Below are 23,488 nucleotides of genomic sequence, written 5' to 3'. Positions count from 1 at the left end.
TGCGGATCACCCGTGCTTCGGCATGCTTCGACCCGACACATCGATCGTCCGATGCAGGTGATGCGGCGTACGCAGGACGATCGACCGGTCCACCACGGATACGCCCGGAAACTGGTCGGCGAGATAACCTTCCAGACGCTGCACGTCGTCGATCGAGCGCAGCCACACCGCCAATGCGATGTCGTAGCTGCCGATCGTAGAAGCAACAAGCCTCGCCTCACGCAGGTGCGAAAGGCGCTGAGCAATTGCCTCCTTTCGCCCGTCGAGACGTAAGAAGTACCAGGCGTAGACCGGCCAGCCGGAGTAGGGCCGAGCAATCTCCGTGCGGACGACCAGTCGCCCCGTCGACAGCTCGTGAGAAAGGAGCGCCCCAGCGCGAGCCGGCGTGACTCCGAGGGCCGCAGCGAGTGCCGAGACGGTGACACGTGGTTCGCGAGAAAGAATGTCGAACAGCTGCGACTGTTCCTCTTCGCCGGCGCGTACACCACGAATCTTTCCCGCCGGGGCCGACTCGAGCGCGGCGATTTCTTCCGCATCGAGAGCACGTAGACGCCAGTTCCTCGCGTCGGAGTTCGCCGAGGACACGATCTGAGTTCGCATCGCGGTGATCATCGGCAGGGATTGTGTTCGCTCCAACACGTACCTGGACAATTGATCGAGGTCAGTGCAGGTGAGCGTGACGAGCAGATCCCGATTGCCGGTTGTGAGATCGACTGTGAGAACTTCGGGATCGTGCGCGACCTGTTCGGCAACGCTCATGGTCTGTGCCGGTGCGCATTCGATCTCGAGAAGTGCGGTCGCCGACACGATGGGTCCACCACGGTACGCAGCGATCCACGCTATTCCTTGCGAGTGCAGACGCTCCCAACGCCTGGTCAGGGTGACCGGGTCGGAACCGATCGCGCGTGAAAGCTCGGACCACGACGCTCGCGGCCTGATCTGCAGTGCGTTCAACAGCCGAAGATCGTCGTCCTTGAGCATCTGATCCTGCACCGAGGACCTCACTTTCAAAAGAATGCTGCACCGAAACAGGATCGAAACGCGTCGATCCTAACTTCATCACATCAATAGTCCACCAAATCCTGAGCCTCGAGAACCCTTACTTCTTGCGTTCGTTCGCCCCCTCGAGAAAGACACCGACATGACCGAAGCATTCCCTGTCTCGCATGACGATTCCCCAGTCAGCGATCAAAACGCGACGCAAAAAGTCGTTTTCGCCATGCAGTCGCCACGCCTGTGGATCGTGGTGACTCTGCTCCTCGGGCTTGCGGCAGGCGCGCAACTGATCGGCCCCGCAGTGATTCCCGTCGGCGCTGCCGCCATCACGATCCTGCCCATGGTGTGGGGACTGATTGCCGGCGGTGTCGTCTCGAGCCAGAAGTGGAAACCACTCGGCCTCGACCTTCAGGCTGCGGCCTCGGCAATCATGGGCCTGGCTGTTCTCTTGCTTTGTGCAAGGTTGTCTTTCACCATCGGCCCGAACATCCAATTGTTGTTCGAGGCGGGCCCCGCACTGCTACTGCAGGAATTGGGGCACTTGTTCGGCACTATCGCTCTCGCACTCCCGCTGGCGGTACTCCTTCGGATGGGGCCGGCCACCGTCGGAGCAACCTTCTCCATCGACCGCGAGGGTTCCTTCGCGATGGTCAGCGAACGCTACGGCCCCGATTCCGACCAGTACCGTGGAGTCCTGTCGATGTACGTCTTCGGCACTCTGTTCGGTGCCGTGCTGATCAGCCTGATTGCGTCACTGGCTACATCCTTCAACATCTTCGACCCCCTCGCATTGGCGATGGGTGCCGGCGTCGGATCCGGCTCGATGATGGCTGCCGCTGCCGCCAGCGTCGTTTCGGCGCACCCCGAGATGGCCGACCAGGTACTCGCCGTGGCGGCCACATCCAACATCATCACCGGCCTCCTCGGCGTGTATGTCGGCATGTATGTCGCACTCCCCCTTGCTGATCGAATCTACGGCGCACTCACCAAGCGCTCGAAGTCGACCAGCGAACGGAAAGCCGACACTGCCCCACGAGCGGTTGCGCCGAGCGCCACCGTGCCGCTGACCACGATCGTTCCGATTCTGTTCGTCGGTGGGGTCATCGTCTCCTCGATCGCAGCGGGTGGCGTATCTCGATCGATCATCGTCGGTTACTTGATCCTCACCGGATTGTTGCTCCTGGGCGTCGGCGTGGCCCGCCTGACCCGCGGCAAGATCGCGGCGATGATCGCAATCATCACCATCGGCGCCTTGGCGACAACACCGTGGTCCCCCATCGGTGATTTCGTCTCGAGCACCGTCGGGAGTGTCGACTTTCTCTCGATCTGCACCCTCACCTTGACTGTCGCAGGTCTCAGCCTCGGCAAGGACCTTCCCTTGCTCAAGACGATCGGCTGGAAGATCGTGCCCGTCGGAATCGTCGCGATCCTCGCCTCTTACCTACTTTCCGTGGTCGTCGCGGAGTTCGCGCTGGGCCTCTGGCACTAGAACTGCACCCGAAGACGCTGAGAACCGAAGACACCGCGATCCGAAGACACAGAGAACCAAAGATGTTGAAAGGAAACAATACCCATGTCCATCGCTGACACCCGCACCCGCACAGACTCGGTTTCGAGCACGATCGAGAAGTGGGCATCACGCCTCATCGACGTCAGCCACACCATCCATGCTCACCCAGAATTGGCATTCGAAGAGCATCATGCGTCGGCCCTCTTGGCGGACGCAGCGCAGGAAGCCGGCTTCACGGTTACTCGCGCCGCCTACGGCCTCGAGACGGCATTCGAAGCGGTGCGAGGCTCCGGCCCCTTCCGCGTCGTCGTCTGCGCCGAGTACGACGCCCTTCCCGACATCGGTCATGCGTGTGGACACAATGTCATCGCCGCTGCCGGACTGGGAGCAGCGATCGCGCTCGGAGAGGTCGCGGAGGAACACGGCCTGACCGTCGTCCTTCTCGGTACGCCGGCCGAAGAACATGGCGGCGGGAAAGTCTTGCTGCTCGAACGTGGCGCATGGGAAGGCGCGGCGATGTCGATCATGGTCCACGGCGCTGCAGGTGAAGACGTCAGCTGCACCGTCACCGGAACGCAGGCAGTCGACCGGTTCGACGTGACCTACACCGGACGAGCCGCACACGCGGCCGCTGCGCCACACAAAGGCATCAACGCAGGTGACGCCGCCACGATCGCCTTGGTCGCCATCGGACTTCTCCGTCAACAACTTCCGTCCGACGTCAGGCTCAACGCCTATGTCGAGCACGGCGGCGAAGCAACAAACATCATTCCGGCCTCGACGTTGGTGCGAGCGGAAGTTCGGGCCGCAGAACTCGACGTGCTGTTGGACGCCAAGCGTCGTATGCTCTCCTGCTTCGAGGGCGCAGCTGTGGCCAGCGACTGCTCCTGGTCGACCGAACGCGCCGAACCGCGCTACGAGGAGCTTGTTCAACATCGCGTGCTGGCGACGATCTGGGACGAGGAGATCGCGAGCCTGGGCCGCACCGCGGCCGCCCGAACTCCCCTGACCGGCGGCTCGACAGACATGGGCAACGTGTCGAAGGTGGTTCCCTCGATCCACCCGATGATCGCGTTACGCGGCGTTACCGGAGTTCCTCACACGATCGAGTTTGCCACTGATGCCCGCTCCGCAGCGGGCGACGAAGCTGTTCTGCACGGAGCAATTGCAATGGCACGCACTGTGATCCGAGCCTCCACCGGGGACTCGCGCTCCAACCTCCTGACGATTGCGGCCCAGCGCGAGTCAGGAGCGACTACCGTCACGAGCGCCGAATGAGCACCACCGGCGTCTATGTTTCCGCGCTCGAATTCTTCTCCATCGGCATCGGGCCCTCCAGTTCACACACGGTCGGTCCGATGCGAGCCGCCCGCACTTTTGTCGGCGAGCTCTCCGACGCCGGCTTGACCGCGTCGGTCGACCGAATTCGCTGCAATCTGCACGGCTCTCTCGCCGCCACCGGAATAGGGCACTGCACTCCCGACGCGGTGATCGCGGGACTTCGTGGGTTGGATCCTGAAACGTGCGAGCCGAACGACGTTCACGGGCGTTGGGCCGAGCTCTCGGACGGCGGATCGGTGAAGCTCGTCGGCGGCTCACTCGGGCACGTTGTGTTCACTCACGAGGACATGGTGTTCGAGCCGCTAGTTCGCCGTCACGGGCACCCCAACTCGATGACACTGACCGCCTTCAGCGGTCGCGAAATCGTCTGTACGAGTACACATCTGTCGATCGGTGGCGGATTCGTACTGCGTGCCGGAACGGAGACGCAAGCAAGCGCGCATTCGATCAACTCACGCTATCGAACCGCGAAAGAGCTACTGGCGGAATGCGGCTCCGGAACTATCGCCGAACTGGCACTGTCGGACGAAATCGCGATACACGGCCAGGATCGGGCATTCACCGGCATCGACGCGATCTGGTCCGCGATGCGCGACTGCATCGAACGCGGCACCCAGACCGAAGGTGTATTGCCCGGGCGTCTCGGAGTTCGCCGAAGAGCACGGTCTGCGAACATTCAACTGGAACAACGTAACTGCGCACCCTCCTCACGCGAGTGGCTGACCGTCTACGCCATGGCGGTCAACGAAGAAAATGCAGCAGGTGGCCGCGTGGTAACGGCTCCGACGAACGGTGCCGCAGGCATCGTGCCGGCAGTGCTATACCACCACATACGTGCGGCGGGCGCCGGTGTTCACGACGTTCGAACCTTTCTCCTCACCGCAGCCGCAATCGGATCGATCATCAAGGCGAATGCCTCGATCTCGGGTGCGGAGGCGGGGTGCCAGGGTGAGGTCGGAGCTGCCTGCGCGATGGCGGCAGCCGGCTTGTGCGCTGTCATGGGCGGATCACCACGACAAATCGAGAATGCCGCTGAGATTGCCATGGAACACCATCTGGGGCTGACCTGCGATCCGGTTGGTGGCCTGGTCCAAATCCCATGCATCGAACGAAATGCCGTAGCCGCCTCGACTGCAGTCACCGCAGCTCAGCTCGCATACCTGGGTGACGGGACGCATGTGGTGAGCCTCGATACCGTCATCGAAACCATGCGCCAAACCGGAAACGACATGTCCGTGCGTTACAAGGAAACAAGTGAAGGCGGGCTCGCCGTCAATGTCGTCGAGTGCTGAGGGGGATGTCGACGGCAGCGGCGAGGGCGGGCGGACGCCGTCGCAGGAAATATCATCCTCTCGAACGATGAAGTCCGGTGCACCGATTTCTACACTCGGTGACATGACTTTGTGGACGGTGACCAGATGATCGCTCATCACGCTGGAGGAATCCCACTGCACAATTCTTCACGGCACAACACTGCGGGGCCGTCGCGCTCGACGCAGTCCTCCGGTCGCAAGATCGCCGCGTTGATCGCGTTGGTCGCCGGTTTCTCCGCTGCCTTCGTTCTCGCCCCGGGCATGCTGACGAGTAGGCCGGGTGATGGGTACGCAGACCAGGGAGAACTCGTCGAGACGGTCCGCGCCGCGTTCGTCGAATACTGGAGTTCCGGTGTCCAAGCCTTCTCGCCAAGCTTGGAGTCCGCTGTCGACTACTGGCTGCGGTACCACGTGGCCAAGGCCGTGATCGCGGTAATCCTGCTGACGGTTCTGCTCGCACTCGGCCGGATGCTCAAGGCGTCGTTCGTGAACGCCGGCCCTCTGACGGCTGGAAAGAAACTCGCATTCGCCTCGGCGGGAGGGCTGGTCACGCTCCTCGCGATGTTTTCCTCGGTACTCGTGATGGCAAATATCCAAGGTGTCGTTGCACCCTTCTCTTCGCTGATCTCGATGTTGCCCGTGGCCCAGGCGGATGGGGCACTTGGCGACACTGTCGGGCAGGTCCGCCAACAGCTCGCTCAGTCGACGGGCACCGGAAACCAGCAAAGCCCTGTCCTCGAACTGATGATCAGCGACTTCGCGCGGTATCACTTGGCCATGGCGGTGATCGCGCTGATCGCGGCAGCAATATCACTGACCGTGACTGTGGTCGTGTGGGCACGCTTCGCGAGAACGGCGCGATCCGAGCGACGGACGAGATTCGTGTCGGGGTCGATCGGTCTTCTCACTGCACTGTTCACGCTGGGATTGATCGTTGTCGGCGTAGCAAATATGGGCACCGCGGCAGACCCGGCACCCGCGCTGGCGGCGTTCTTCGACGGCGGAATCTGACCCAAGCCAAGGGTTCAGGCCAGGGTTCCGTAGTCCCCCGGTACCGGTTGAGGAGGTACCTGGGGACTGCGTCTGCCGTACCCGGGGTCGATGTGTGAGTGCCCTCGGACGGGCAGAGTTCGACTCATGAAAACCGGAGCAAGACGCATCCTGCTTGTCGGCCTGTGCAGCGCCATGGTTGGAGCTGTAATCAGCTGCAGCACGGACAAATCCACAGACACATCCGACAAGATCATGGACTCGACCATCACCGACCAGCTCGATTCGATCGTCGACGCAGCGGTGAATTCGACCGGGATTCCCGGTGCGATGGTGGGCATTTGGGGGCCCGACGGCAACTATGTCAAGGTTGCAGGAGTCTCGGATACGGCAACCAAAGCGCCGATGGAAACCGACTTCTACCACCGGATCGGCAGCGTCACCAAAACATTTACCGTGACCGCCCTGCTGCAATTGGTCGACGAGGGAAAGATCGGTCTCGATGATCCGATCTCCCAGTACGTCGACGGCGTCATGGAAGGCGATGCGATCAGCTTGCGTCACCTGGCAGGAATGCGCAGCGGCCTCGTGGACTACACGACGTCCGAACAGTTTGTCATGGATGTTCTTTCCGACCCTCGCCGATCATTCACATCCGAAGAGCTCTTCGGATACGTCAAGGACCTCCCACTCCAAATTCGACCAGGAACCACTGTCGATTACTCGAATACCAACACCCTTCTGCTCGGCATGGTCATCGAGAAGGTCACCGGCTCAACACTGTCGGACGTCATCGACACCAAGATCACCACACCACTCGGAATGGAGCACACCAGCTTTCCCACCACCAACGCGTTCCCGAACCCCCACGCACAGGGATACACCAACCAAACACTCGACGAATCCGTGACCGCAGCAACGGACTGGAACCCGTCTTGGGGAGGCGCCGCGGGCGCAATGATCTCGTCGTTGGACGACATGCGCATCTGGGTTCCGGCCTTGGCCAAGGGCGATCTCCTCGCCGACGACACTCAGAAGCAGCGCCTGCACACCGAGCCCCTGGGCGAAGGGGACGACAGCTCCGGCTACGGACTCGGTTTGTTCAACAGCGGCGGCTGGATCGGTCACAACGGAAGCCTGCCCGGCTACAAGACAGTCTCGGTCTACTTGCCCGAGAAGGACACAACCCTGGTCGTCTTCATCAACACCGACATCGACGGAGAGACCGACCTGACCAGTGCTTTGATGGTGCCGATCACCAAGTTGATCAGCTCGGGCAACGTCTACGGCTGATCACCTCGGGTCCGATCCACAATTCGGACGAAAGTGACATCTCGGGTTTCGATCTGTCGATAGGCTCGACCGCCGACAGATCGAAACCCGAAAGAGGCACTCATGGGATCGTTGAAGGACTGGCTTCTCGACAGCGACAGCCCGCTCGTGGGGATTGTGGGTGGCATCCTACTGACGATCGCAATGCTCTCCGGCGGTACAGGCATGTAACCCACCGCTCCCGATATGGCTCCGCACAGCGGTGGACGTTCAGTGCGTGATCCAACGAACATGTTCGTTACGAACATGTTCGTGTACGGTGAAATCATGCCCACTCAGCCAACAAGTCCGTCGAGCCGTCGCAATCGTCCGGCCAAACCCGCTCTGACACGCGAGGGCATCGTCAGTACCGCGGTGGAAATCTTGCGGTCGGAGGGCTTGCAGAAATTGACGATGCGTCGACTCGCCCTCGAACTCGACACCGGGCCGGCATCGATGTACGTGTACGTGCGCAATACCGCCGAATTGCACGCCGCCGTTCTGGACACACTTCTCGGAGTGGTCGACCTCGCCGAAAATTCCTCCGGCACTTGGCAAGCTCGCCTTGAACGGGTGTTGACCTCGTACACGGCCGTGCTGTTCGATCATCCCGGTCTCGCCCAGTCGGCACTCGTTTCCCGACCCAGCGGAGTTCACTACGTACGCCTGCTCGAGCGCCTGCTGGCATTGCTCGACGAAGGCGAAGTCCCTCCAGGTCAAGCCGCGTGGGGCGTGGACTTGCTACTGCAGTACGCGACGTCCACTGCTGCCGAACACTCGGCGCCGAACAATTCCGCCGACGCGGATGCCCAATGGAGCGCGCTGACCGACGCAATCCAGAACGCAAACCCGCAGACGCACCCACTCGTCGCAAGACATGCAACAGCTCTACTTGCCGGTGAACCCTCGGCGCGCCTCTCCTGGGGATTCCGCACGCTCATCACGGGCATCGAGAACACCCCACTCACTTCTTAGGAACCCACCATGAACCAGTACCCCATCGCAATCATCGGCGCCGGCCTCGGTGGCCTCACCCTCGCCCGAGTCCTCCATCTCCGCGGAATCGATTCGGCGGTATTCGATCTCGAATCCGGACCGACAGCCAGAACTCAAGGCGGGATGCTCGACATCCACGAAGACTCGGGTCAGATCGCGCTTCGTGCCGCCGGCCTCTATGAGGAGTTCCGCGCCCTCGTTCATCAAGGCGGGGAAGAGACACGCGTCCTCGATCGAAATGCCGTCGTGCACCTGAGCGAGCAGGACACCGGAGACGGCGACCGCCCGGAAATCGACCGCGGCCAGCTGCGTGACCTACTGCTCAGCTCAATTCCGAAGGAAACAATCCAATGGGGAGCCAAGGTCCGCAGTGCTCATCCGTTGCCGGATGGTCGACACGAAGTTCACCTCGCGGATGGAACCCACTTCACCACCGATCTCCTGGTCGGCGCCGACGGTGCGTGGTCGAAAATCCGTCCATTGGTTTCAAACGACACTCCTGCGTACACCGGAATATCTTTCGTGGAGTTCGACCTCGACGCCGCCGACAACCAGCACGTGGATGCCGCTGAAACCGTCGGCGGCGGAATGATGTTCGCACTCAGTGCCGACAAGGGCTTCCTTGCCCACCGTGAGACCGACAACAGTCTGCACATCTATGCCGCCCTGCGAGTTCCCGAGAGCTGGGCAGCGAGTGTCGACTTCTCCGACGATCACATCGCGAAGAAGGTTCTGCTGGAACACTTCTCGGACTGGGACGAGTCACTGCGTTCACTGATCGTCGAAGCCGACAGCTCGCTGACCCCTCGCCCCATCCATGCCCTTCCCATCGGCCACAGTTGGAGCCGTACTCCCGGGGTCACTCTGCTCGGGGACGCGGCACACGTCATGTCGCCGTTTGCCGGAGAGGGTGCGAACCTGGCAATGCTCGACGGCGCGGAACTCGGCCAGGCGATCGCTTCGCACAGCAGCACGGAGGAAGGGCTAGCTGTCTACGAAGAGCGACTCTTCCCACGCAGCGCCGCGGCGGCACAACAGTCCGCTGATGGACTGGACATGTGCTTCGGCGAGAACGCACCCCAGGGGCTCGTGGACATGTTCGCCTCACACGCGTGACCGGAGCCGTTGCCTGATTGTCAGTTCGCCCGTGCAATGACATGCAACCAATCGGCAGTGGGACCGACCACGGCGTCGATTGACAAAGTTTCCCACCCGCTTCTGCCGAGCACCTGACGAAGTTGGTCCTCCTGCCAAAATGTGAAGTGGCGCGGCAACCCCAATTTCGCTTTGCTCCAACTGGTTCCGTCGCCCCTCTTGACCGTGAACGCAAAAATTCCCTCTGCCCCGACTACACCTCGCGACTTTCTCGCGACGAATTCGAACTCGTCGCGTCGCAAATGAAGCAGGACTGCATTTGCCACCACGGCATCGTACGTTCCGTTGAACTGCCCAGTTCGCATGTCGAGAACCTCAGCTGTAAAACCCTCTGCCCTCATCATTTCCACGAAGGCGAGTGCGCCGTCAGTGCGCGCCACCGATACTCCGAGAGATTCGAGGTACTCGGCATCACGGCCGGGACCACTGCCGAGTTCCAGAATCGTCCCTCCGTCCACCAGCTTGGCGATCTGGGCGAGGTACCGGACCATCGCCTCCCCCATGACATACGGTCTAGCTGCATACAGATTCGCACCGGCCTCATAACTCGCGAGTGTGATGTCGCCTGCATCGCCCACCGCAATCACTCCCGCAACGTCGTCAAGAAAGCAATGCGGTCGCCGCGGTAGAGCGAGCGAACCCGCTCGATCGGCACACCATCCGGGTCGACAGACGTCCGGTGCAATAGAAGCATCGGCATCGAGGTGGTGGACTCGACGAGCGTTGCCTCCCGCGGTGAAGCGAGCACCGTCTCGATCCGTTCGGTTGCGGAGGCAAAGACCACGCCGATGGAACGGATAGCCGCGTACAGGGACGTCGTCGCATCGAAAGCGTCGAGCATCTCACCGAACCTGCTGTCCGGCAGGAACGTTGATTCGAGTCCGATCTTCTCGCCGTCGGCGAAGAGGACACGCTCGAGATGAACGACGCTGTCGCCCACCTCGATACCCAACTCCGTGGCGAGACCGTCGTCGGCCGACATTCGTTCGAACGTCACAATCTTACGACTGGGCACTCGCCCAGCACTCAGTGCGCCTTCGGTATAAGAACGAATCGAGAGCGGCTGAACCAACTTCGGACTCGCGACGACAGTGCCCCGCCCCCGCCGCTCGATCCGTCCTTCGACAAGCAGATCACGAAGCGCTTGACGGACCGTCTCGCGAGCGACAGTGAACCGTGCCGCCAATTCCCGCTCGGACGGGACTGCGTCGCCCTCCTCGAGCCCACTGAGAATTGTCTCGATCTCGGTGCGCACCCTGTAGTACTTCAACTCCGGTTCGATCACGACGCTCGAGGTCCCCGGCCCGGTGGACGTCTGCTGATTCATGGCGCAAGCGTACAAGAATTCGGTCTATACCAATTGTTAACCTGGAGTTCGTCTCGATTCCCCCTATTGGTCTAGACCAAACGTCACTATTTCTACATGCGAATTTTGATTGTGGGCGGAGGGATCCTCGGAACGGCGCACGCCGACGAGGCAATCCGTCGGGGACACGACGTCATCCATCTCGAACGTGAGCCCGAAGCCCGCGGTGCCACGGTACGGAACTTCGGCCTCGTCTGGGTATCCGGGCGAGCCCCGCACGAACTCGAAGCTGCGCTGCGCTCGCGCGAACTGTGGGCAGACCTTGCCGCCCGTGTCCCCGGCGTCGGATACCGCCCAGCCGGCTCCATCACCCTCATGCGCACCGAGGAGGAGGTCGCGGTCGCGCAGGAAGCGTTCTCTCGGCCGGACGCTGACACCAGAGGGTTCGCGCTCCTGGATCCCGACGCCGTTCGCGTCGTCAACCCCGCGCTCCGGGGCAAGTTTCTCGGCGGACTGCACTGCACGCTGGACGCCGCAGTCGAGTCACGGCAAGCGCTCCCCGCCATCCGTTCTTACCTCGAATCCACCGGCCGTTACACCTACCACGCCGGAACGGAGGCCCGCGAGATCACGACGACCAGCTCCGGCGCACACATCCGCGACGACCACGGTCGCAGCTTCGACGCCGATCTCGTGATCGTCTGCCCCGGAGCAACACTCGGCGGATTGGCTCGCGATCTCGCCGGCGATCTCCCGTTGCGCCGTGTGCGCCTGCAGATGATGCAGAGCGCCCCACTCGGCGAAAAGCTCACCACCGCAATCGCTGACGGTGACAGCTTCCGCTACTACCCGGGTTTCGCCGGATCTGCCCTCGATCACCTCCGCAAAGTGCAGCCGCAGGAACCGACTGCCGAGGAACACCGCATGCAACTCCTGTGCGTGCAGCGCTTGCACGGCGGGCTGACCATCGGCGACACCCACGAATACGAGGAACCCTTCGACTTCGATGTCGACGAGGCGCCCTATCGCCATCTGTCCGGAGTCGTGGAAACACTTCTGGGACGCGATCTTCCGCCAATCGTCAAGCGTTGGGCGGGCGTCTACAGCCAGTGCATCGACCCCTCACAACTTGTACACCGCGCCCAAGCCGCCGACAACGTCTGGGTGGTTGCCGGCCCCGGTGGCCGCGGTATGACGCTCGGCCCGGCACTGGCGGAACAAACCGCCGACCAGCTCGGTCTCTGAATCTCTCCGACAAGAAAGACTTCTCATGTCTCCGATCACCCTTGCCGTTCTCGACATGGCCGGCACCACCGTCGCCGACGACGGACTGGTTCTTCGCGCCTTCGCTGCCGCCGCTGAAGCCGGCGGACTGCCCGCCGAAGGCCCGGAAGCCGACGCCGCTCGCCAGTACGTCCTCGACACGATGGGCCAGTCGAAGATCGTCGTGTTCCGGGCGATCTTCGGTGACGAAGACCGCGCCCAGGCCGCGAACGCCGCCTTCGAAACCACGTACGACTCCCTCATCGACCAGGGCCTGGCCGAGCCGATCCCCGGCGCCGAGAAAGCCATCACCACTTTGCGCGAGGCCGGCATCAAAGTTGCCTTGACCACCGGGTTCAGCCGATCGACCCAGGACAAACTCCTCGTCGCGCTCGGCTGGAAAACCCTCGCCGATCTCACCCTCTCCCCCGCCGAGGCCGGTCGCGGTCGACCGTACCCCGACCTGATTCTGACTGCCCTGCTCAAACTTTCGATCGACGACGTCCACCAGATCGCCGTACTCGGCGACACGTCCAACGACGTGCTCAGCGGCATTCGTTCCGGCGCATCCATCGTCGCCGGAACTCTGACCGGCGCACACGACGAGCAACAGCTTCGCGACGCCGGAGCCACCCACATCGTCCCGTCAGTGACGGAGTTCGCCGAACTCCTCACCCACTCCTGATCTCACCTCCGAAAAAGGAATCGTCATGCGTCTACGCCCGAGCATCGCTGCGGCCGCTCTCGCCGTGTCCGTCCTTTCGTTCACCACTGCCTGCGGTGGCACCGGCACTGCTGCCGGATCAGACACCGAGACCGTCACCGTATACAGCGCCGACGGCCTGTCCGGTTGGTACAAGGGAAGATTCGACGCCTTCACCGCGCAGACCGGTATCGCCGTCAACCTCGTGGAAGCCGGATCCGGCGAGGTCGTCTCCCGCGTCGAAAAGGAGCAGTCCAACCCACAGGCAGACGTGATCATCACGCTGCCCCCGTTCATCCAGAAGGCCGATGCCCAAGGTCTGCTCGAGCCCAGCGGAATCGACACCTCCGCCGTTCCTGCCGACGAGAAGGACGACGCCGGCAAGTACGTACCCGTCGTCGAGAATTACCTCTCGTTCATCGCCAATCCGACTGCATCACCCGCCCCACAATCTTGGGACGATCTGCTCACTGACCAGTTCAAGGGCAAGTTGCAGTACTCCACGCCCGGCCAGGCCGGCGACGGCACCGCGGTGCTCTTGCTGCTCCAGCACCTGATGGGTAAGGAAGGAGCACTCGACTACCTCGGAAAGCTCCAGGCCAACAACGTCGGACCCTCGTCTTCCACCGGAAAGCTCCAGCCCAAGGTCAGTAACGGAGAGCTGCTGGTCGCCAACGGTGACGTCCAGATGAACCTCGCCTCCATCGCCGACGACGGATCGAAGTTCGACATCTTCTTCCCCGCTGGAGCCGACGGCACTCGCACCACCATTGCACTGCCCTACGTGATGGGCCTCGCCAAGAGCGCACCGAGCAGCGAACAAGCCAAGAAGTTGATGGAGTTCCTGCTCTCCGAAGAATCCCAGAAGACCGTCGCCACCGATGCACTCGGCGTATCAGTCCGCGAGGACGTCCGAAGCGCTGCCGGTGAATCCACCGACAAGAACACGCCTTCCGGAGTTCTGCAGGGCGTCAACGTGTGGACCCCGAACTGGAACGACGTCCTCAGCTCGCTCGACGCCGACATCGCCGCTTACCAGAAAGCCACCGGGAGCTGATCATGGCAAGAACCAGACTGGGGCGGACGCTCCCCGAGACCGTCGGTGTTCACGGAGCGATCGAACATTCTGCTCCGGCCATCACCTTCGATCGCGTCAACGTCGCCTACGGCCGCGGGAAGACCGCAACCCATGCACTCGTCGATTTCAATCTACGAGTGGCGCCGGGTGAAACTGTGGCACTGCTGGGGCCCAGTGGATCCGGCAAGTCGACCGCTCTGAAGGCCCTCGCGGGATTTGTCCGCCCCACGTCCGGTTCCGTCAAGCTCGGCACCCTAGACATCACCAATCTGCCTCCCGCACAACGCGGTATCGGCGTCGTCGTTCAGTCGTACGCTCTCTTCCCGCACATGCGAGTATCCGAAAACGTAGCCTTCGGACTCCGAGCCCATCGCGTGCCGCGGTCGGAGATCGGCCCTCGCGTGGCCGAAGCCCTCGACATGGTCGGGATGTCGGCGTACGGAAAGCGGCTTCCCCGTGAACTTTCCGGCGGTCAACAGCAGCGAATCGCCATTGCCCGAGCGTTGGCAATTCGCCCTGGAGTACTCCTCCTCGACGAACCACTGACCGCCCTGGATGCTCAACTTCGCGAGAGCATGCTCGGCGAACTGGCGAGACTGCGCGCAGCACTACCTGACACAGCCATGCTCTATGTGACGCACGATCAGAGTGAAGCCCTGGCGCTGGCAGACCGAATCGCAGTGATGCGCAACGCCAGACTCGCGGACATCGACACCGCTGAGGCCTTGTGGAAACGTCCGCCGTCCAGCTTCACCGCGGCGTTCCTCGGGGGTGCCAACCTGCTGCCCTGCACCGTCACACGCGTCATCGGCACCTCCGCGCTGGTCTCGATCGGTGGCACGCCGTTCACTGCTCACGCCCCGCAGCCCGAGATCGGGCACATCGAATGGGAGTCCGACATGGACGCCTACCTGTGTGTTCGTCCACACGCGGTAGCCGTAACCGGTGTCGGCGCACGAGGATCATTCCCGGCGCGCATCGTCTCGAGCGTCTGGCGCGGTTCCACGACGCGTCTGACGCTGGCTGTACGTGGCCTCGACGACGTCCGCGTCGACGCGGATGTTCCAGGGCACGACGAACGACCGGTCGACACCGAAGTGGGCGTCGTCCTGCCCACGGACGGCAGTGTCCTGGTTCCGGCGGATCGCCACCCATGACGACAACCCTGGAACGCCCCGAAACCGCTGCGCCCCAGCACAAAGACCCGATCCCGTGGCGCCGGATCGGCTGGACGCTGCCACCACTGCTTCTTGTCCTCGTGTTTGCTGTCTATCCCACCGCACGTGTCCTCACGGAATCTCTGAGCACCGCAGATGGCACCGGGTTGTCCACGTGGTCTTCGGTGCTCGGTTCGGAACTGTTCAGAACCGCGCTCTGGCGGACCATCCAAATCGCCGTGGCGTCGACCCTGGGTTGCCTGATCCTGGGAACCTTCCTCGCCTTGGTGCTTGCCTTCGTTCCGTTCGCCGGATCCAAGGTGGTGGGGCGATTGATCGACACGGTGCTCGCCCTGCCGTCTTTCCTGATCACGCTGGCGTTCACGTTCCTGTACGGGACAGCCGGCGCCGTCAACGCCTTGATCGTCCGCATCACCGGCGATGCGAGCGGCCCACTGAATTTCCTCAACACTCCGTTCGGTGTGATCGCGGCCGAAATCACTTTCTTCACACCCTTTGTCGTGCGTCCGCTATTGGCAGCGTTCACCCAGATTCCGCGTGAACAACTCGACGTGGCAGCCAGTCTCGGCGCGTCACCCGTCCGAGTTCTGCGACAGGTGGTGATGCCGGAAGCGTGGCCGGCCCTCCTGGCCGGTGGATCGCTCGTGCTTCTGATGACGCTGAATGAATTCGGCATCGTGCTCTTCACCGGGGCTAAAGACGTCGTAACTCTGCCGGTCCTCATCTACACCCGCGGCATTGTCACCTTCGACTTGCCCGGCGCAGCAGTGATCGCGACGGTCCAGGTCGCACTCTCACTCGGCCTGTACTGCCTCTACCGATTCACCTTCAACAGATTGATGGGAGGCAGCCGTGCTGCTGTGGACACGAAGCTCTAGGGCCCTCGTACTCGGATTCTTCACCCTGGTCGTCGCGGTGGTTTTCGTCGCGCCCATCGCCACCGTCGTCGCGGCTGCCTTGGCCGGATCGTGGACCGGTCCACTCCCGTCGAATCTCGGCGGCAAGAACTTCTCCACGGCGCTGTCCGACGAGAACTTCGCCAGCCTGATCGTCAGTTTGCAGACTGCATTCATCGCGGGGGCATTGGCTTTGATCGTCGGAACGTGGGCCGCGCTGGCCTCGCGTGAGGCACCGATGTGGCTGCGGCGCATCACCGATGCCGTATTCCATTTACCGATTGCGGTTCCGTCGGTCGCGATCGGCTTGGGTCTGCTCATCACTTTCAACGAGCGCCCGCTACTGCTCGGCGGCACCAAGTGGATCGTGATTCTCGCTCACACGGTTTTGGTGCTCGCCTTTGCCTTCAGTTCCGTATCGGCCGCGCTCGAACGGCTCGATCCCGCCTACCGTCAAGCTGCCGAATCACTCGGCGCCGGCCCGGTGCGGGTGCTGACACGGGTAACGCTACCGCTGCTGCTCCCAGCGTTGGGTGCGGCCGCCGGGCTTTCCATCGCACTGTCGATGGGTGAGCTGGGCGCAACGGTCATGGTCTACCCGGCGACATGGAAGACCTTGCCGGTCAGCATCTTCGGACTCACCGACCGTGGCCAGGTATTTCTTGCCGCAGCAAATACGACACTGCTGCTTGCAGTCACCCTGGTCGCCCTCATGGTGGTCGGCAGAATTCGTCGGCGCTGACCTTGCTGTGCGCCTTTATTAACCGCCGGGGGTTAATAAAGGCGCACAGCAGGGGTTTATCCCTTCCGCAAGATGTACCGCTGAACCTTCCCACTCGGGGTCTTGGGCAGGTTCGGAACAAAGTGCACCGTGCGCGGGTACGCGTGCGCGGCGAACTTCTTCTTCACCAACGTCTGCAGTTCCTTCTCGAGTTCGTCGTCGCCGTCGACGCCTTCGCGAAGAACGACGAACGCCTCGAGAACCTCACCACGCAACTCGTCGGGCATGCCCACCACGGCGGCCTCGATGACGTGCTCGTGCATGACCAGCACGCTCTCGACGTCGAAGGGACCGATGCGGTAGCCCGCCATGATGATGACGTCGTCGTCGCGCGAGGAGAAGAAGAAGAATCCGTCCTCGTCCGTCATTCCCGCATCACCGGTGATGTACCAGCGGCCGTCTTCGCTGAATCGCTGCTTCGTCTTCTCCGGCGCATCGACGTACCCGGTGAACCACATCAACGGGCTGTTGTGAGTATCGATCGCCACGCGGCCCTGAGTGCGGGCCGGTGCAATGTCATCCGAATTGTCTTCCAGCACAGCGGCAGACCAACCCGGCAACGGACGACCCATGGATCCGGGACGGACATCGTCGCGAAGTCCGTCGGCCCAGGCGTTGACGATGAACATGCCGTGCTCGGTCTGGCCGTAGTGATCACGGACCTCGACGCCCAACGAGTTCTTCGACCACGCAACAACATCCGGAGTCAAGGGCTCACCGGCCGAGGAAGCGCGGCGCAGCGAGATGCCTTCCGGAACGGGAGCCTTGTCGGCACGCAGACTGCGGTAGACGGTCGGAGCGGCGGCAAAATTGGTGACACCGAACTTCTCGATGATCTGCCACGTCAGCGGCGCGGAGAATCCGGCGTGCAGCAGAAGGCTTCGCGTGCCGGCGGCAAGCGGGCCGAGCAACGCGTAGTACAGCCCGTACGCCCAGCCCGGGTCTGCGGCGTTCCAGAACACGTCGTCCTCTCGGACGTCGAGGCCGAACTCCTGGTAGGCGTGGAACGAGGCGAGCGCGCGCACCGGAACCGGCACGCCCTTGGGTGTTCCCGTGGTGCCACTGGTGAACAACTGCACCATCGGTGCGTTGCCGCCGACTGCCTGAGCAGCGCCCTTCGGGTCTTCGGCATCCTGAGCTGCGACAAGTGCGTCGAAGTCCAACTCGTCACCGGCCGCGCCGCCCGCGACGATGACCTGCCACGCTGCGTCGGCGGGGATGTCCTCTCCCGGCGCGAGCTTCTCGAGCTGATTGGCGTCGGAAATGACCACCTTCGCGCCGCTGGCCGTCAAGCGGAAAGCGATGGCCGGCGAAGCGAACGCCGTGAACAAGGGCACGTGGACCGCTCCGCGGCGCCAGATTCCGAGGAGCGCGACCACCAGGTCCGCAGACTTACCCATCAAGGTCGCGACGTTGTCACCCGGCTCGACTCCGAGGTCGGCCAGAGCTGCCGCGAAACGCGCCGACTGCTCACGTAGATGACCGTAAGTGAGGTCCACCGAGCTAAGGTCTGCCTCGACGACGGTGAATGCAACGCCATCCGCGGGATGCCGATCGCAGAGCAATTCTGCGGCGCTGGCATGCGGGGTGTCGTACTGGTCCAGCAGCTCGCGCACCCGTGCGGTGGGATCGGTGCTCATCAACTTGCTCCTTATCGATCGTCGTATGGTTGGCCCGACCGGTTACGTTGGCGGCTCGTCATACGTACTGTTCACCCCCTATGATCTAGCTCACAAGAGAACTTCACTACCCCCAGAAAGGGGTACCTGCGTGAACCGACATGCTTCGTCACTTCTGCGCCCCCGCGACGGGGACGCAATGCGAGGTGAACTCCGAACAATCGCAGCTCAGGGCGTTGTTCCCGTGCTGTTCGGAGGCGAGGTCCAGGACGGAACCCTGCACCTGAGCGAATTCGTCGGCACCCGCACCAACAACCTCAAGGGCTTGGCCATCCCGCCGCGCTCGGGCATGGGCGGACGCGTCGTAGCCCAGGGTTCACCGATCACCGTCAACGATTACGGCAATTCGCAGTCCATCACTCATCACTTCGACCGTCCTGTTCTCAGCGAGGGCCTGCATTCGATCATCGCCGTTCCGGTCATGGTTTCGGGAAAATCGCGCGCTGTGCTCTACGCCGCGATCCGCGATTCCGCTCCGTTGGGTGACCGAACAGCAGACGTCATGGTCGGCGCATCCCGGCGTCTCGGGATGGAGTTCGCCATCCGCGACGAAGTCGATCGTCGCCTGCAACTACTGCAGGCCGCCGCCGCGACTACCGCCGACGGTATGTCTTCGGAAGAGATCCGCGGAGTCCACGCCGAACTACGCAGTGTCGCCCAGACCGTCACCGACACCGACTTGCAGACCAAACTCCGCGGACTCTCCCAGCGTTTGGCCAACCTGCTGCGTCCCACCGCAGACGCCGAATCCGACGTCACGCTCACCCCGCGCGAAGTGGATGTTCTCTCTCAGGTCGCACTCGGCTGCACCAACATCGAAGCCGGCCAACGGCTTTCCCTTCGCCCGGAAACAGTCAAGAGCTATCTGCGAAGCGCGATGGGAAAGCTGGATGCGAGCTCACGCCACGAAGCCGTGGTGACCGCCCGGCGGTTGGGACTGCTCCCCTGACGGGTCAGTAGCCTTCAGGCAGGGCGGTGAGCATGTCACGGGTGACTGCGACGGCGTTGTCCGAACTTCCGCCCCGCACAACCAGAGTCGCGAAGGCCAGGTTCCCGCGATAGCCGACGAACCACGCGTGCGATCCCCCTTCGACCTCGGCTTCACCGGTCTTGCCGTACACCTCACCCTGATCTTCGACGCGTTCTGCAGTACCGCTGGTGACCACGAGTCGCATCATGCCGCGCAGGCCGTCGACCATGGCGGGCGAGATCGCCGGGCGCTCACCGTCGATGGTGGTTTCGCGCCCTGAAATCAGTTGCGGCACCGGAGTCGAACCGTTCGCGACCGTCGCCGCTGCCATCGCCATTCCGAACGGACTGACCACGACCTTTCCCTGACCGAACCCGTCTTCGGTCCGCTGCACCAGATCCGACGCCGGCGGCACCGAACCGGAATCGATCGGCAATCCCACCACGTTGTAGTCCTGGCCGATGCCGAACTGCGCTGCGGCAGTGGTCAACGTGTCTGGTTGCATCTCGCTGGCCAGCTTGGCGAAGGACGTGTTGCACGAACGCGCGAAGGCCGTTGCCATCGGCACCGTGCCGAGTGAGAACTCGTTGTAGTTGGGGACGCTGCGCTCACCGATCTCGATCCGGCCCGGGCATGGCACCATCGTGTCGGGGGTCGCCTGACCGGTCGAAATTGCGGCGCCTGCCGTGATGATCTTGAACGTCGAACCGGGCGGGTACTGACCCATCGTCGCGACCGGTCCGTCGCGGTCTGCTGCCTTGTTCTGTGCGACAGCCAGGATCGCCCCACTCGACGGTTCGATGACCACCATCATCGCCTGATCCTTGTTCACGTTCACGGCACGCTGAGCAGCGATCTGAATGTTGCGATCCAAACTGATACTGAACGACGGAACAGGTTGCGGCGCAGTCTCGGTCAGCACATCGGTGTCGACGCCGTTCTGGTTGACCGTGACGACACTCCAGCCGGCTTTGCCGTCGACCTCGTCGATGATCGTCTTCTTGATCTGCCCGAGAAGGTCGGGCGCGAACTCCGGGTCCGTCGAGACGAGATCCGATTCGTCCGAGACAGATACTCCCGAAATGGCTCCCAGTTGCGCCGATACCTGGTCGTAGTCGTCACTGCGCAGGCGGGTCACCAGATAGTCGCCCTTGACGGCCGTCGAGGATTCGGCGATCGATTGACCCGTCAGCGAAGAATCGAAGCGACCGAGAACACTTGCGAGATTGTTTGCGGAACCGATGATGTCGTTGCTCTTGGAGCGATCGAACTTCACTCGGTAGACAATTCCCGGCACCAGGACATCCGTGCCCGAATGCTCGTTGACCCGCGCTCGCGGCGCCGCGGTTGCCCGCAACGACATCGTCTGCTTGTCACCGAGGCGCGGGTGAACGTCCGTCGAACTCCACCGGACGGACCAGTCGCCGTCCTTGCGTCCCATCTGCAGCTCGCCGTCGTACGTCCATACGCGGTCTTTCGGAAGGTGCCACTCGTAGGTGTAGCCGACCGTCGCAGTGTCACCGTTCATCTTCACCGACGTGGTCTCGGCAGTCATCGACTCGGCCTGGAGCGCATCCCAGGTGTCACTCAATACAGGACCCGCGGAGTCAGGCCGGTCCGTCAGTTTTGCTGCCTCGTCGATATCCCTGTCACCGAACGCACTCAGGAACTGCTGCGCGACGGGCTCGGGGCCGGCGGGTTTCGGAGTACACGAACTGATCCCCACCGCCAAGAAAATCACGGTGCAGGAGGCCAACAGTTGGGCCGAGCGACTACGAGAGAAATGCCGAGTGTTCATCGAGCCCCATAGTAGGGCGACAAATGCTCCACCCAGCGTAGGCGCGACCATTGCACGCGGCTTGTACGGTCAGTCGAGCAGCACCGTCGAGAAGGTCGCGACCTGTCGGAACCCCACCCGCGAATAGGTCGACCGCGCAATCGTATTGAAGCTGTTGACGTACAGGCTCGCAATGCGACCGGTCGCCATGATCGACTCCGCTACAGCCGCTGTACCGGTCACGCCGAAGCCCTGCCCACGAAATTCCGGGTTGACCCACACACCCTGGATCTGGCCACAGCGAGCAGACATCGAACCGACCTCAGCCTTGAAAACGACCTGGCCGTCCTCGATGCGCGCCCACGCTCGACCAGCGGCGATCAGGCTAGCGACACGGTGCCGGTATCCGCGCCCACCGTCGTTGGCACGCGGGTCGACTCCGACCTCTTCGATGAACATCGCGATCGCGGCAGGCAGATAGATCTCGAGTTCGTCCGAGCGAACCTGCCGGACCAGTGGATCCGACGGGCACGCCAGCGGCTCGGAAACCGCGAGCAACGGCTGTTCGGGGCGCACCTCCCGCGCAGTTCCCCAGTCGAGCTCGAGCATCTCCCACAACGGCAACGCCAATTCGGCGCGGCCGACCACCGACGAGCACATGCGCGGAATCCGACAGGCACGGTCGGCGAATGCCCGAATGTCATCCGGATCGCCTCGAAGCGGAACCAGGTTCGCCCCGGCAAAGCACAGTGAGGACAACGGCCCGCCTCGACTCCACAGCTCGCCGTGAATCATTCGTGGGTCGACGCCGCATTCTTCGACGCGCGCGGCAATCATGCAGGCCGCCACCGGATCGGCGTCGAGTACCCGTCGGACGTCTTCGAGATCTCGACTTCCGACCTGCTTGGCTCCGAGGAGTTTGAGCATCCGTCAACCCCCTCGACTCGACTGCGCGTCCACGAATATCACTACCCGATCATGATGCACTCAGATTGCCACGAACCTGACACCGACGGGGAAGATTCATCCGGCAATCACTCAACTCACGGTGACGACCGGCGCACCCTCCGAGGCGTCACCCTCCATGCTTTCGGCAATTTTCATCGCCTCTTCGATCAACGTCTCGACGATCTGCGCCTCGGGCACCGTCTTGATGACCTTGCCCTTGACGAAGATCTGGCCCTTGCCGTTGCCGGACGCCACACCGAGGTCGGCCTCACGCGCTTCGCCCGGTCCGTTCACGACGCAACCCATGACTGCCACGCGCAGCGGGATCTCCATGCCTTCGAGGCCGGCGGAGACCTCGTCGGCGAGTGTGTAGACATCGACCTGTGCACGGCCACACGAGGGGCATGAGACGATCTCGAGCTTGCGGGGACGCAGGTTCAGAGACTGCAGAATCTGGTTACCGACCTTGATTTCCTCGGCCGGCGGGGCCGAGAGCGAAACCCGGATCGTGTCGCCGATACCCTCCGCGAGCAGCGCACCGAAGGCGACCGCGGACTTGATCGTGCCCTGAAACGCCGGCCCTGCCTCCGTGACGCCGAGGTGCAACGGGTAATCGCATTTGGCGGCGAGTTGGCGGTAAGCCTCGACCATGATCACCGGATCGTTGTGCTTGACGGAGATCTTGATGTCACCGAAGCCGTGCTCTTCGAACAACCCGGCCTCCCACAGCGCGGACTCGACCAACGCTTCGGGCGTCGCCTTGCCGTACTTCTCCATCAACCGAGGATCGAGCGATCCCGCGTTGACACCGATACGGATCGGAATGCCTGCGTCACCGGCAGCCTTGGCCACCTCTTTGACACGGCCGTCGAATTCCTTGATGTTGCCCGGATTGACGCGCACCGCAGCGCATCCCGCATCGATTGCCGCGAAGATGTAGCGCGGCTGGAAGTGGATGTCGGCGATAACCGGGATCTGGCTCTTCTTCGCAATGATCGACAACGCGTCCGCGTCTTCCTGACGCGGGCAGGCGACACGGACGATGTCGCAACCGGACGCGGTCAGTTCCGCGATCTGCTGCAGCGTTGCATTGACGTCGTGCGTCTTCGTGGTGCACATGGACTGCACCGAGATGGGGAAATCGCTGCCCACACCTACCGTGCCGACCTGCAGCTGCCGTGTCTTGCGTCGAGGAGCAAGAATCGCTGCGGGTGCCGAGGGCATTCCCAGTCCGATAGGGATGGTCACGTCTGTGCCTTCTTTCATAGCTTCACTGCAAGTTTAGCCGGGCGATCGC

General features: G+C 62.6%; 21 protein-coding genes. 14 read left to right on the top strand and 7 right to left on the bottom strand.

Annotated features, from left to right (window positions below; genetic code table 11):
- Nucleotides 1-6: 6 nt before the first annotated feature.
- Nucleotides 7-1,005 (bottom strand): Lrp/AsnC family transcriptional regulator, encoded by a 999-nt coding sequence (locus AOT96_RS23250; protein ID WP_231917294.1) that lies wholly within the window; start codon nt 1,003-1,005, stop codon nt 7-9.
- Between the two features lie 214 nt (nt 1,006-1,219).
- Between AOT96_RS23250 and AOT96_RS23245 the strand changes: the two genes are divergently transcribed.
- The 7 genes from AOT96_RS23245 to AOT96_RS23215 all read left to right on the top strand — a co-directional run bounded on the left by AOT96_RS23245 (nt 1,220) and on the right by AOT96_RS23215 (nt 9,573).
- Nucleotides 1,220-2,485 carry a DUF3100 domain-containing protein gene (locus AOT96_RS23245; RefSeq protein ID WP_231917292.1) on the top strand — a complete coding sequence of 422 codons (1,266 nt, stop codon included), beginning with the start codon at nt 1,220-1,222 and terminating at the stop codon, nt 2,483-2,485.
- Nucleotides 2,486-2,569: 84 nt separating this feature from the next.
- A complete protein-coding gene (locus AOT96_RS23240) occupies nt 2,570-3,784 on the top strand; it encodes an amidohydrolase (protein ID WP_065352385.1) in 1,215 nt (404 codons plus the stop codon).
- Nucleotides 3,781-5,139: an L-serine ammonia-lyase gene (locus AOT96_RS23235; protein WP_065352384.1), complete on the top strand. Its 1,359-nt coding sequence runs from the start codon at nt 3,781-3,783 to the stop codon at nt 5,137-5,139. The genes AOT96_RS23240 and AOT96_RS23235 overlap by 4 nt, the downstream gene beginning before the upstream one ends.
- A 126-nt stretch (nt 5,140-5,265) precedes the next feature.
- Complete coding sequence (locus AOT96_RS23230; RefSeq protein WP_218960095.1) at nt 5,266-6,171, top strand: hypothetical protein; 906 nt, start codon at nt 5,266-5,268, stop codon at nt 6,169-6,171.
- A 126-nt stretch (nt 6,172-6,297) separates the two neighbouring features.
- Nucleotides 6,298-7,443, top strand: a complete 1,146-nt coding sequence (locus tag AOT96_RS23225) for a serine hydrolase domain-containing protein (RefSeq protein WP_065352383.1) — start codon at nt 6,298-6,300, stop codon at nt 7,441-7,443.
- 306 nt (nt 7,444-7,749) lie between these two features.
- The gene (locus AOT96_RS23220) at nt 7,750-8,436 is read left to right on the top strand and encodes a TetR/AcrR family transcriptional regulator C-terminal domain-containing protein (protein WP_042924456.1); all 687 of its coding nucleotides are present in this window, start codon (nt 7,750-7,752) and stop codon (nt 8,434-8,436) included.
- A 9-nt stretch (nt 8,437-8,445) separates the two neighbouring features.
- The gene (locus tag AOT96_RS23215) at nt 8,446-9,573 is read left to right on the top strand and encodes an FAD-dependent oxidoreductase (RefSeq protein WP_042924405.1); all 1,128 of its coding nucleotides are present in this window, start codon (nt 8,446-8,448) and stop codon (nt 9,571-9,573) included.
- 20 nt (nt 9,574-9,593) lie between these two features.
- On the opposite strand, the gene AOT96_RS23210 is transcribed toward AOT96_RS23215, so the two are convergent.
- Nucleotides 9,594-10,190: a methyltransferase domain-containing protein gene (locus AOT96_RS23210; protein WP_128638015.1), complete on the bottom strand. Its 597-nt coding sequence runs from the start codon at nt 10,188-10,190 to the stop codon at nt 9,594-9,596.
- A gap of 5 nt (nt 10,191-10,195) precedes the next feature.
- A complete protein-coding gene (locus AOT96_RS23205) occupies nt 10,196-10,939 on the bottom strand; it encodes a GntR family transcriptional regulator (protein ID WP_051649686.1) in 744 nt (247 codons plus the stop codon).
- 96 nt (nt 10,940-11,035) lie between these two features.
- Between AOT96_RS23205 and AOT96_RS23200 the strand changes: the two genes are divergently transcribed.
- The 6 genes from AOT96_RS23200 to AOT96_RS23175 are packed head-to-tail and all read left to right on the top strand — an operon-like array spanning nt 11,036 to nt 16,778.
- On the top strand, nt 11,036-12,163 hold the full coding sequence (locus AOT96_RS23200; RefSeq protein WP_042924407.1) for a TIGR03364 family FAD-dependent oxidoreductase: 1,128 nt from the start codon (nt 11,036-11,038) through the stop codon (nt 12,161-12,163).
- Between the two features lie 25 nt (nt 12,164-12,188).
- Complete coding sequence (locus tag AOT96_RS23195; protein WP_030535653.1) at nt 12,189-12,866, top strand: phosphonatase-like hydrolase; 678 nt, start codon at nt 12,189-12,191, stop codon at nt 12,864-12,866.
- Between the two features lie 25 nt (nt 12,867-12,891).
- On the top strand, nt 12,892-13,941 hold the full coding sequence (locus AOT96_RS23190; protein WP_003942754.1) for a 2-aminoethylphosphonate ABC transporter substrate-binding protein: 1,050 nt from the start codon (nt 12,892-12,894) through the stop codon (nt 13,939-13,941).
- Nucleotides 13,942-13,943: 2 nt separating this feature from the next.
- Nucleotides 13,944-15,119: an ABC transporter ATP-binding protein gene (locus tag AOT96_RS23185; RefSeq protein WP_065352382.1), complete on the top strand. Its 1,176-nt coding sequence runs from the start codon at nt 13,944-13,946 to the stop codon at nt 15,117-15,119.
- Nucleotides 15,116-16,018, top strand: a complete 903-nt coding sequence (locus tag AOT96_RS23180; RefSeq protein WP_042924412.1) for a 2-aminoethylphosphonate ABC transporter permease subunit — start codon at nt 15,116-15,118, stop codon at nt 16,016-16,018. Before AOT96_RS23185 ends, AOT96_RS23180 begins: the two co-directional genes overlap by 4 nt.
- The gene (locus AOT96_RS23175) at nt 15,993-16,778 is read left to right on the top strand and encodes an ABC transporter permease (protein ID WP_003942733.1); all 786 of its coding nucleotides are present in this window, start codon (nt 15,993-15,995) and stop codon (nt 16,776-16,778) included. Before AOT96_RS23180 ends, AOT96_RS23175 begins: the two co-directional genes overlap by 26 nt.
- Before the next feature lie 56 nt (nt 16,779-16,834).
- Here AOT96_RS23175 and AOT96_RS23170 read toward each other — a convergent pair whose 3' ends face one another.
- Complete coding sequence (locus tag AOT96_RS23170) at nt 16,835-18,457, bottom strand: AMP-binding protein (protein WP_003942743.1); 1,623 nt, start codon at nt 18,455-18,457, stop codon at nt 16,835-16,837.
- A gap of 178 nt (nt 18,458-18,635) precedes the next feature.
- Between AOT96_RS23170 and AOT96_RS23165 the strand changes: the two genes are divergently transcribed.
- On the top strand, nt 18,636-19,445 hold the full coding sequence (locus AOT96_RS23165; RefSeq protein ID WP_042450799.1) for a LuxR C-terminal-related transcriptional regulator: 810 nt from the start codon (nt 18,636-18,638) through the stop codon (nt 19,443-19,445).
- Between the two features lie 4 nt (nt 19,446-19,449).
- On the opposite strand, the gene AOT96_RS23160 is transcribed toward AOT96_RS23165, so the two are convergent.
- From AOT96_RS23160 to ispG, 3 genes are all read right to left on the bottom strand, one after another.
- Nucleotides 19,450-21,264 carry a penicillin-binding transpeptidase domain-containing protein gene (locus tag AOT96_RS23160; protein ID WP_042450801.1) on the bottom strand — a complete coding sequence of 605 codons (1,815 nt, stop codon included), beginning with the start codon at nt 21,262-21,264 and terminating at the stop codon, nt 19,450-19,452.
- Between the two features lie 69 nt (nt 21,265-21,333).
- Entirely contained in the window at nt 21,334-22,170 is an 837-nt protein-coding gene (locus AOT96_RS23155; RefSeq protein ID WP_058226322.1) for a GNAT family N-acetyltransferase, read from the bottom strand.
- A gap of 111 nt (nt 22,171-22,281) precedes the next feature.
- Entirely contained in the window at nt 22,282-23,439 is a 1,158-nt protein-coding gene (gene ispG / locus AOT96_RS23150; RefSeq protein WP_007734888.1) for a flavodoxin-dependent (E)-4-hydroxy-3-methylbut-2-enyl-diphosphate synthase, read from the bottom strand.
- Between the last annotated feature and the right edge of the window lie 49 nt (nt 23,440-23,488).

Source organism: Rhodococcus sp. 008 (genome assembly GCF_001682295.1).
Classification (GTDB): Bacteria; Actinomycetota; Actinomycetes; order Mycobacteriales; family Mycobacteriaceae; genus Rhodococcus_F; species Rhodococcus_F qingshengii.
The sequence above is the reverse complement of the archived record's forward strand: the minus strand, read 5'-3'. Positions and strand labels throughout refer to the sequence as shown.

Coding starts and splice junctions, on each gene's coding strand:
- AOT96_RS23245 (WP_231917292.1), top strand. CDS start 1,220: ATGCAGTCGCCACGCCTGTGGATCGTGGTGACTCTGCTCCTCGGGCTT.
- AOT96_RS23240 (WP_065352385.1), top strand. CDS start 2,570: ATGTCCATCGCTGACACCCGCACCCGCACAGACTCGGTTTCGAGCACG.
- AOT96_RS23235 (WP_065352384.1), top strand. CDS start 3,781: ATGAGCACCACCGGCGTCTATGTTTCCGCGCTCGAATTCTTCTCCATC.
- AOT96_RS23230 (WP_218960095.1), top strand. CDS start 5,266: ATGATCGCTCATCACGCTGGAGGAATCCCACTGCACAATTCTTCACGG.
- AOT96_RS23225 (WP_065352383.1), top strand. CDS start 6,298: ATGAAAACCGGAGCAAGACGCATCCTGCTTGTCGGCCTGTGCAGCGCC.
- AOT96_RS23220 (WP_042924456.1), top strand. CDS start 7,750: ATGCCCACTCAGCCAACAAGTCCGTCGAGCCGTCGCAATCGTCCGGCC.
- AOT96_RS23215 (WP_042924405.1), top strand. CDS start 8,446: ATGAACCAGTACCCCATCGCAATCATCGGCGCCGGCCTCGGTGGCCTC.
- AOT96_RS23205 (WP_051649686.1), bottom strand. CDS start 10,939: ATGAATCAGCAGACGTCCACCGGGCCGGGGACCTCGAGCGTCGTGATC.
- AOT96_RS23200 (WP_042924407.1), top strand. CDS start 11,036: ATGCGAATTTTGATTGTGGGCGGAGGGATCCTCGGAACGGCGCACGCC.
- AOT96_RS23195 (WP_030535653.1), top strand. CDS start 12,189: ATGTCTCCGATCACCCTTGCCGTTCTCGACATGGCCGGCACCACCGTC.
- AOT96_RS23190 (WP_003942754.1), top strand. CDS start 12,892: ATGCGTCTACGCCCGAGCATCGCTGCGGCCGCTCTCGCCGTGTCCGTC.
- AOT96_RS23185 (WP_065352382.1), top strand. CDS start 13,944: ATGGCAAGAACCAGACTGGGGCGGACGCTCCCCGAGACCGTCGGTGTT.
- AOT96_RS23180 (WP_042924412.1), top strand. CDS start 15,116: ATGACGACAACCCTGGAACGCCCCGAAACCGCTGCGCCCCAGCACAAA.
- AOT96_RS23170 (WP_003942743.1), bottom strand. CDS start 18,457: ATGAGCACCGATCCCACCGCACGGGTGCGCGAGCTGCTGGACCAGTAC.
- AOT96_RS23165 (WP_042450799.1), top strand. CDS start 18,636: ATGCGAGGTGAACTCCGAACAATCGCAGCTCAGGGCGTTGTTCCCGTG.
- AOT96_RS23160 (WP_042450801.1), bottom strand. CDS start 21,264: ATGAACACTCGGCATTTCTCTCGTAGTCGCTCGGCCCAACTGTTGGCC.
- AOT96_RS23155 (WP_058226322.1), bottom strand. CDS start 22,170: ATGCTCAAACTCCTCGGAGCCAAGCAGGTCGGAAGTCGAGATCTCGAA.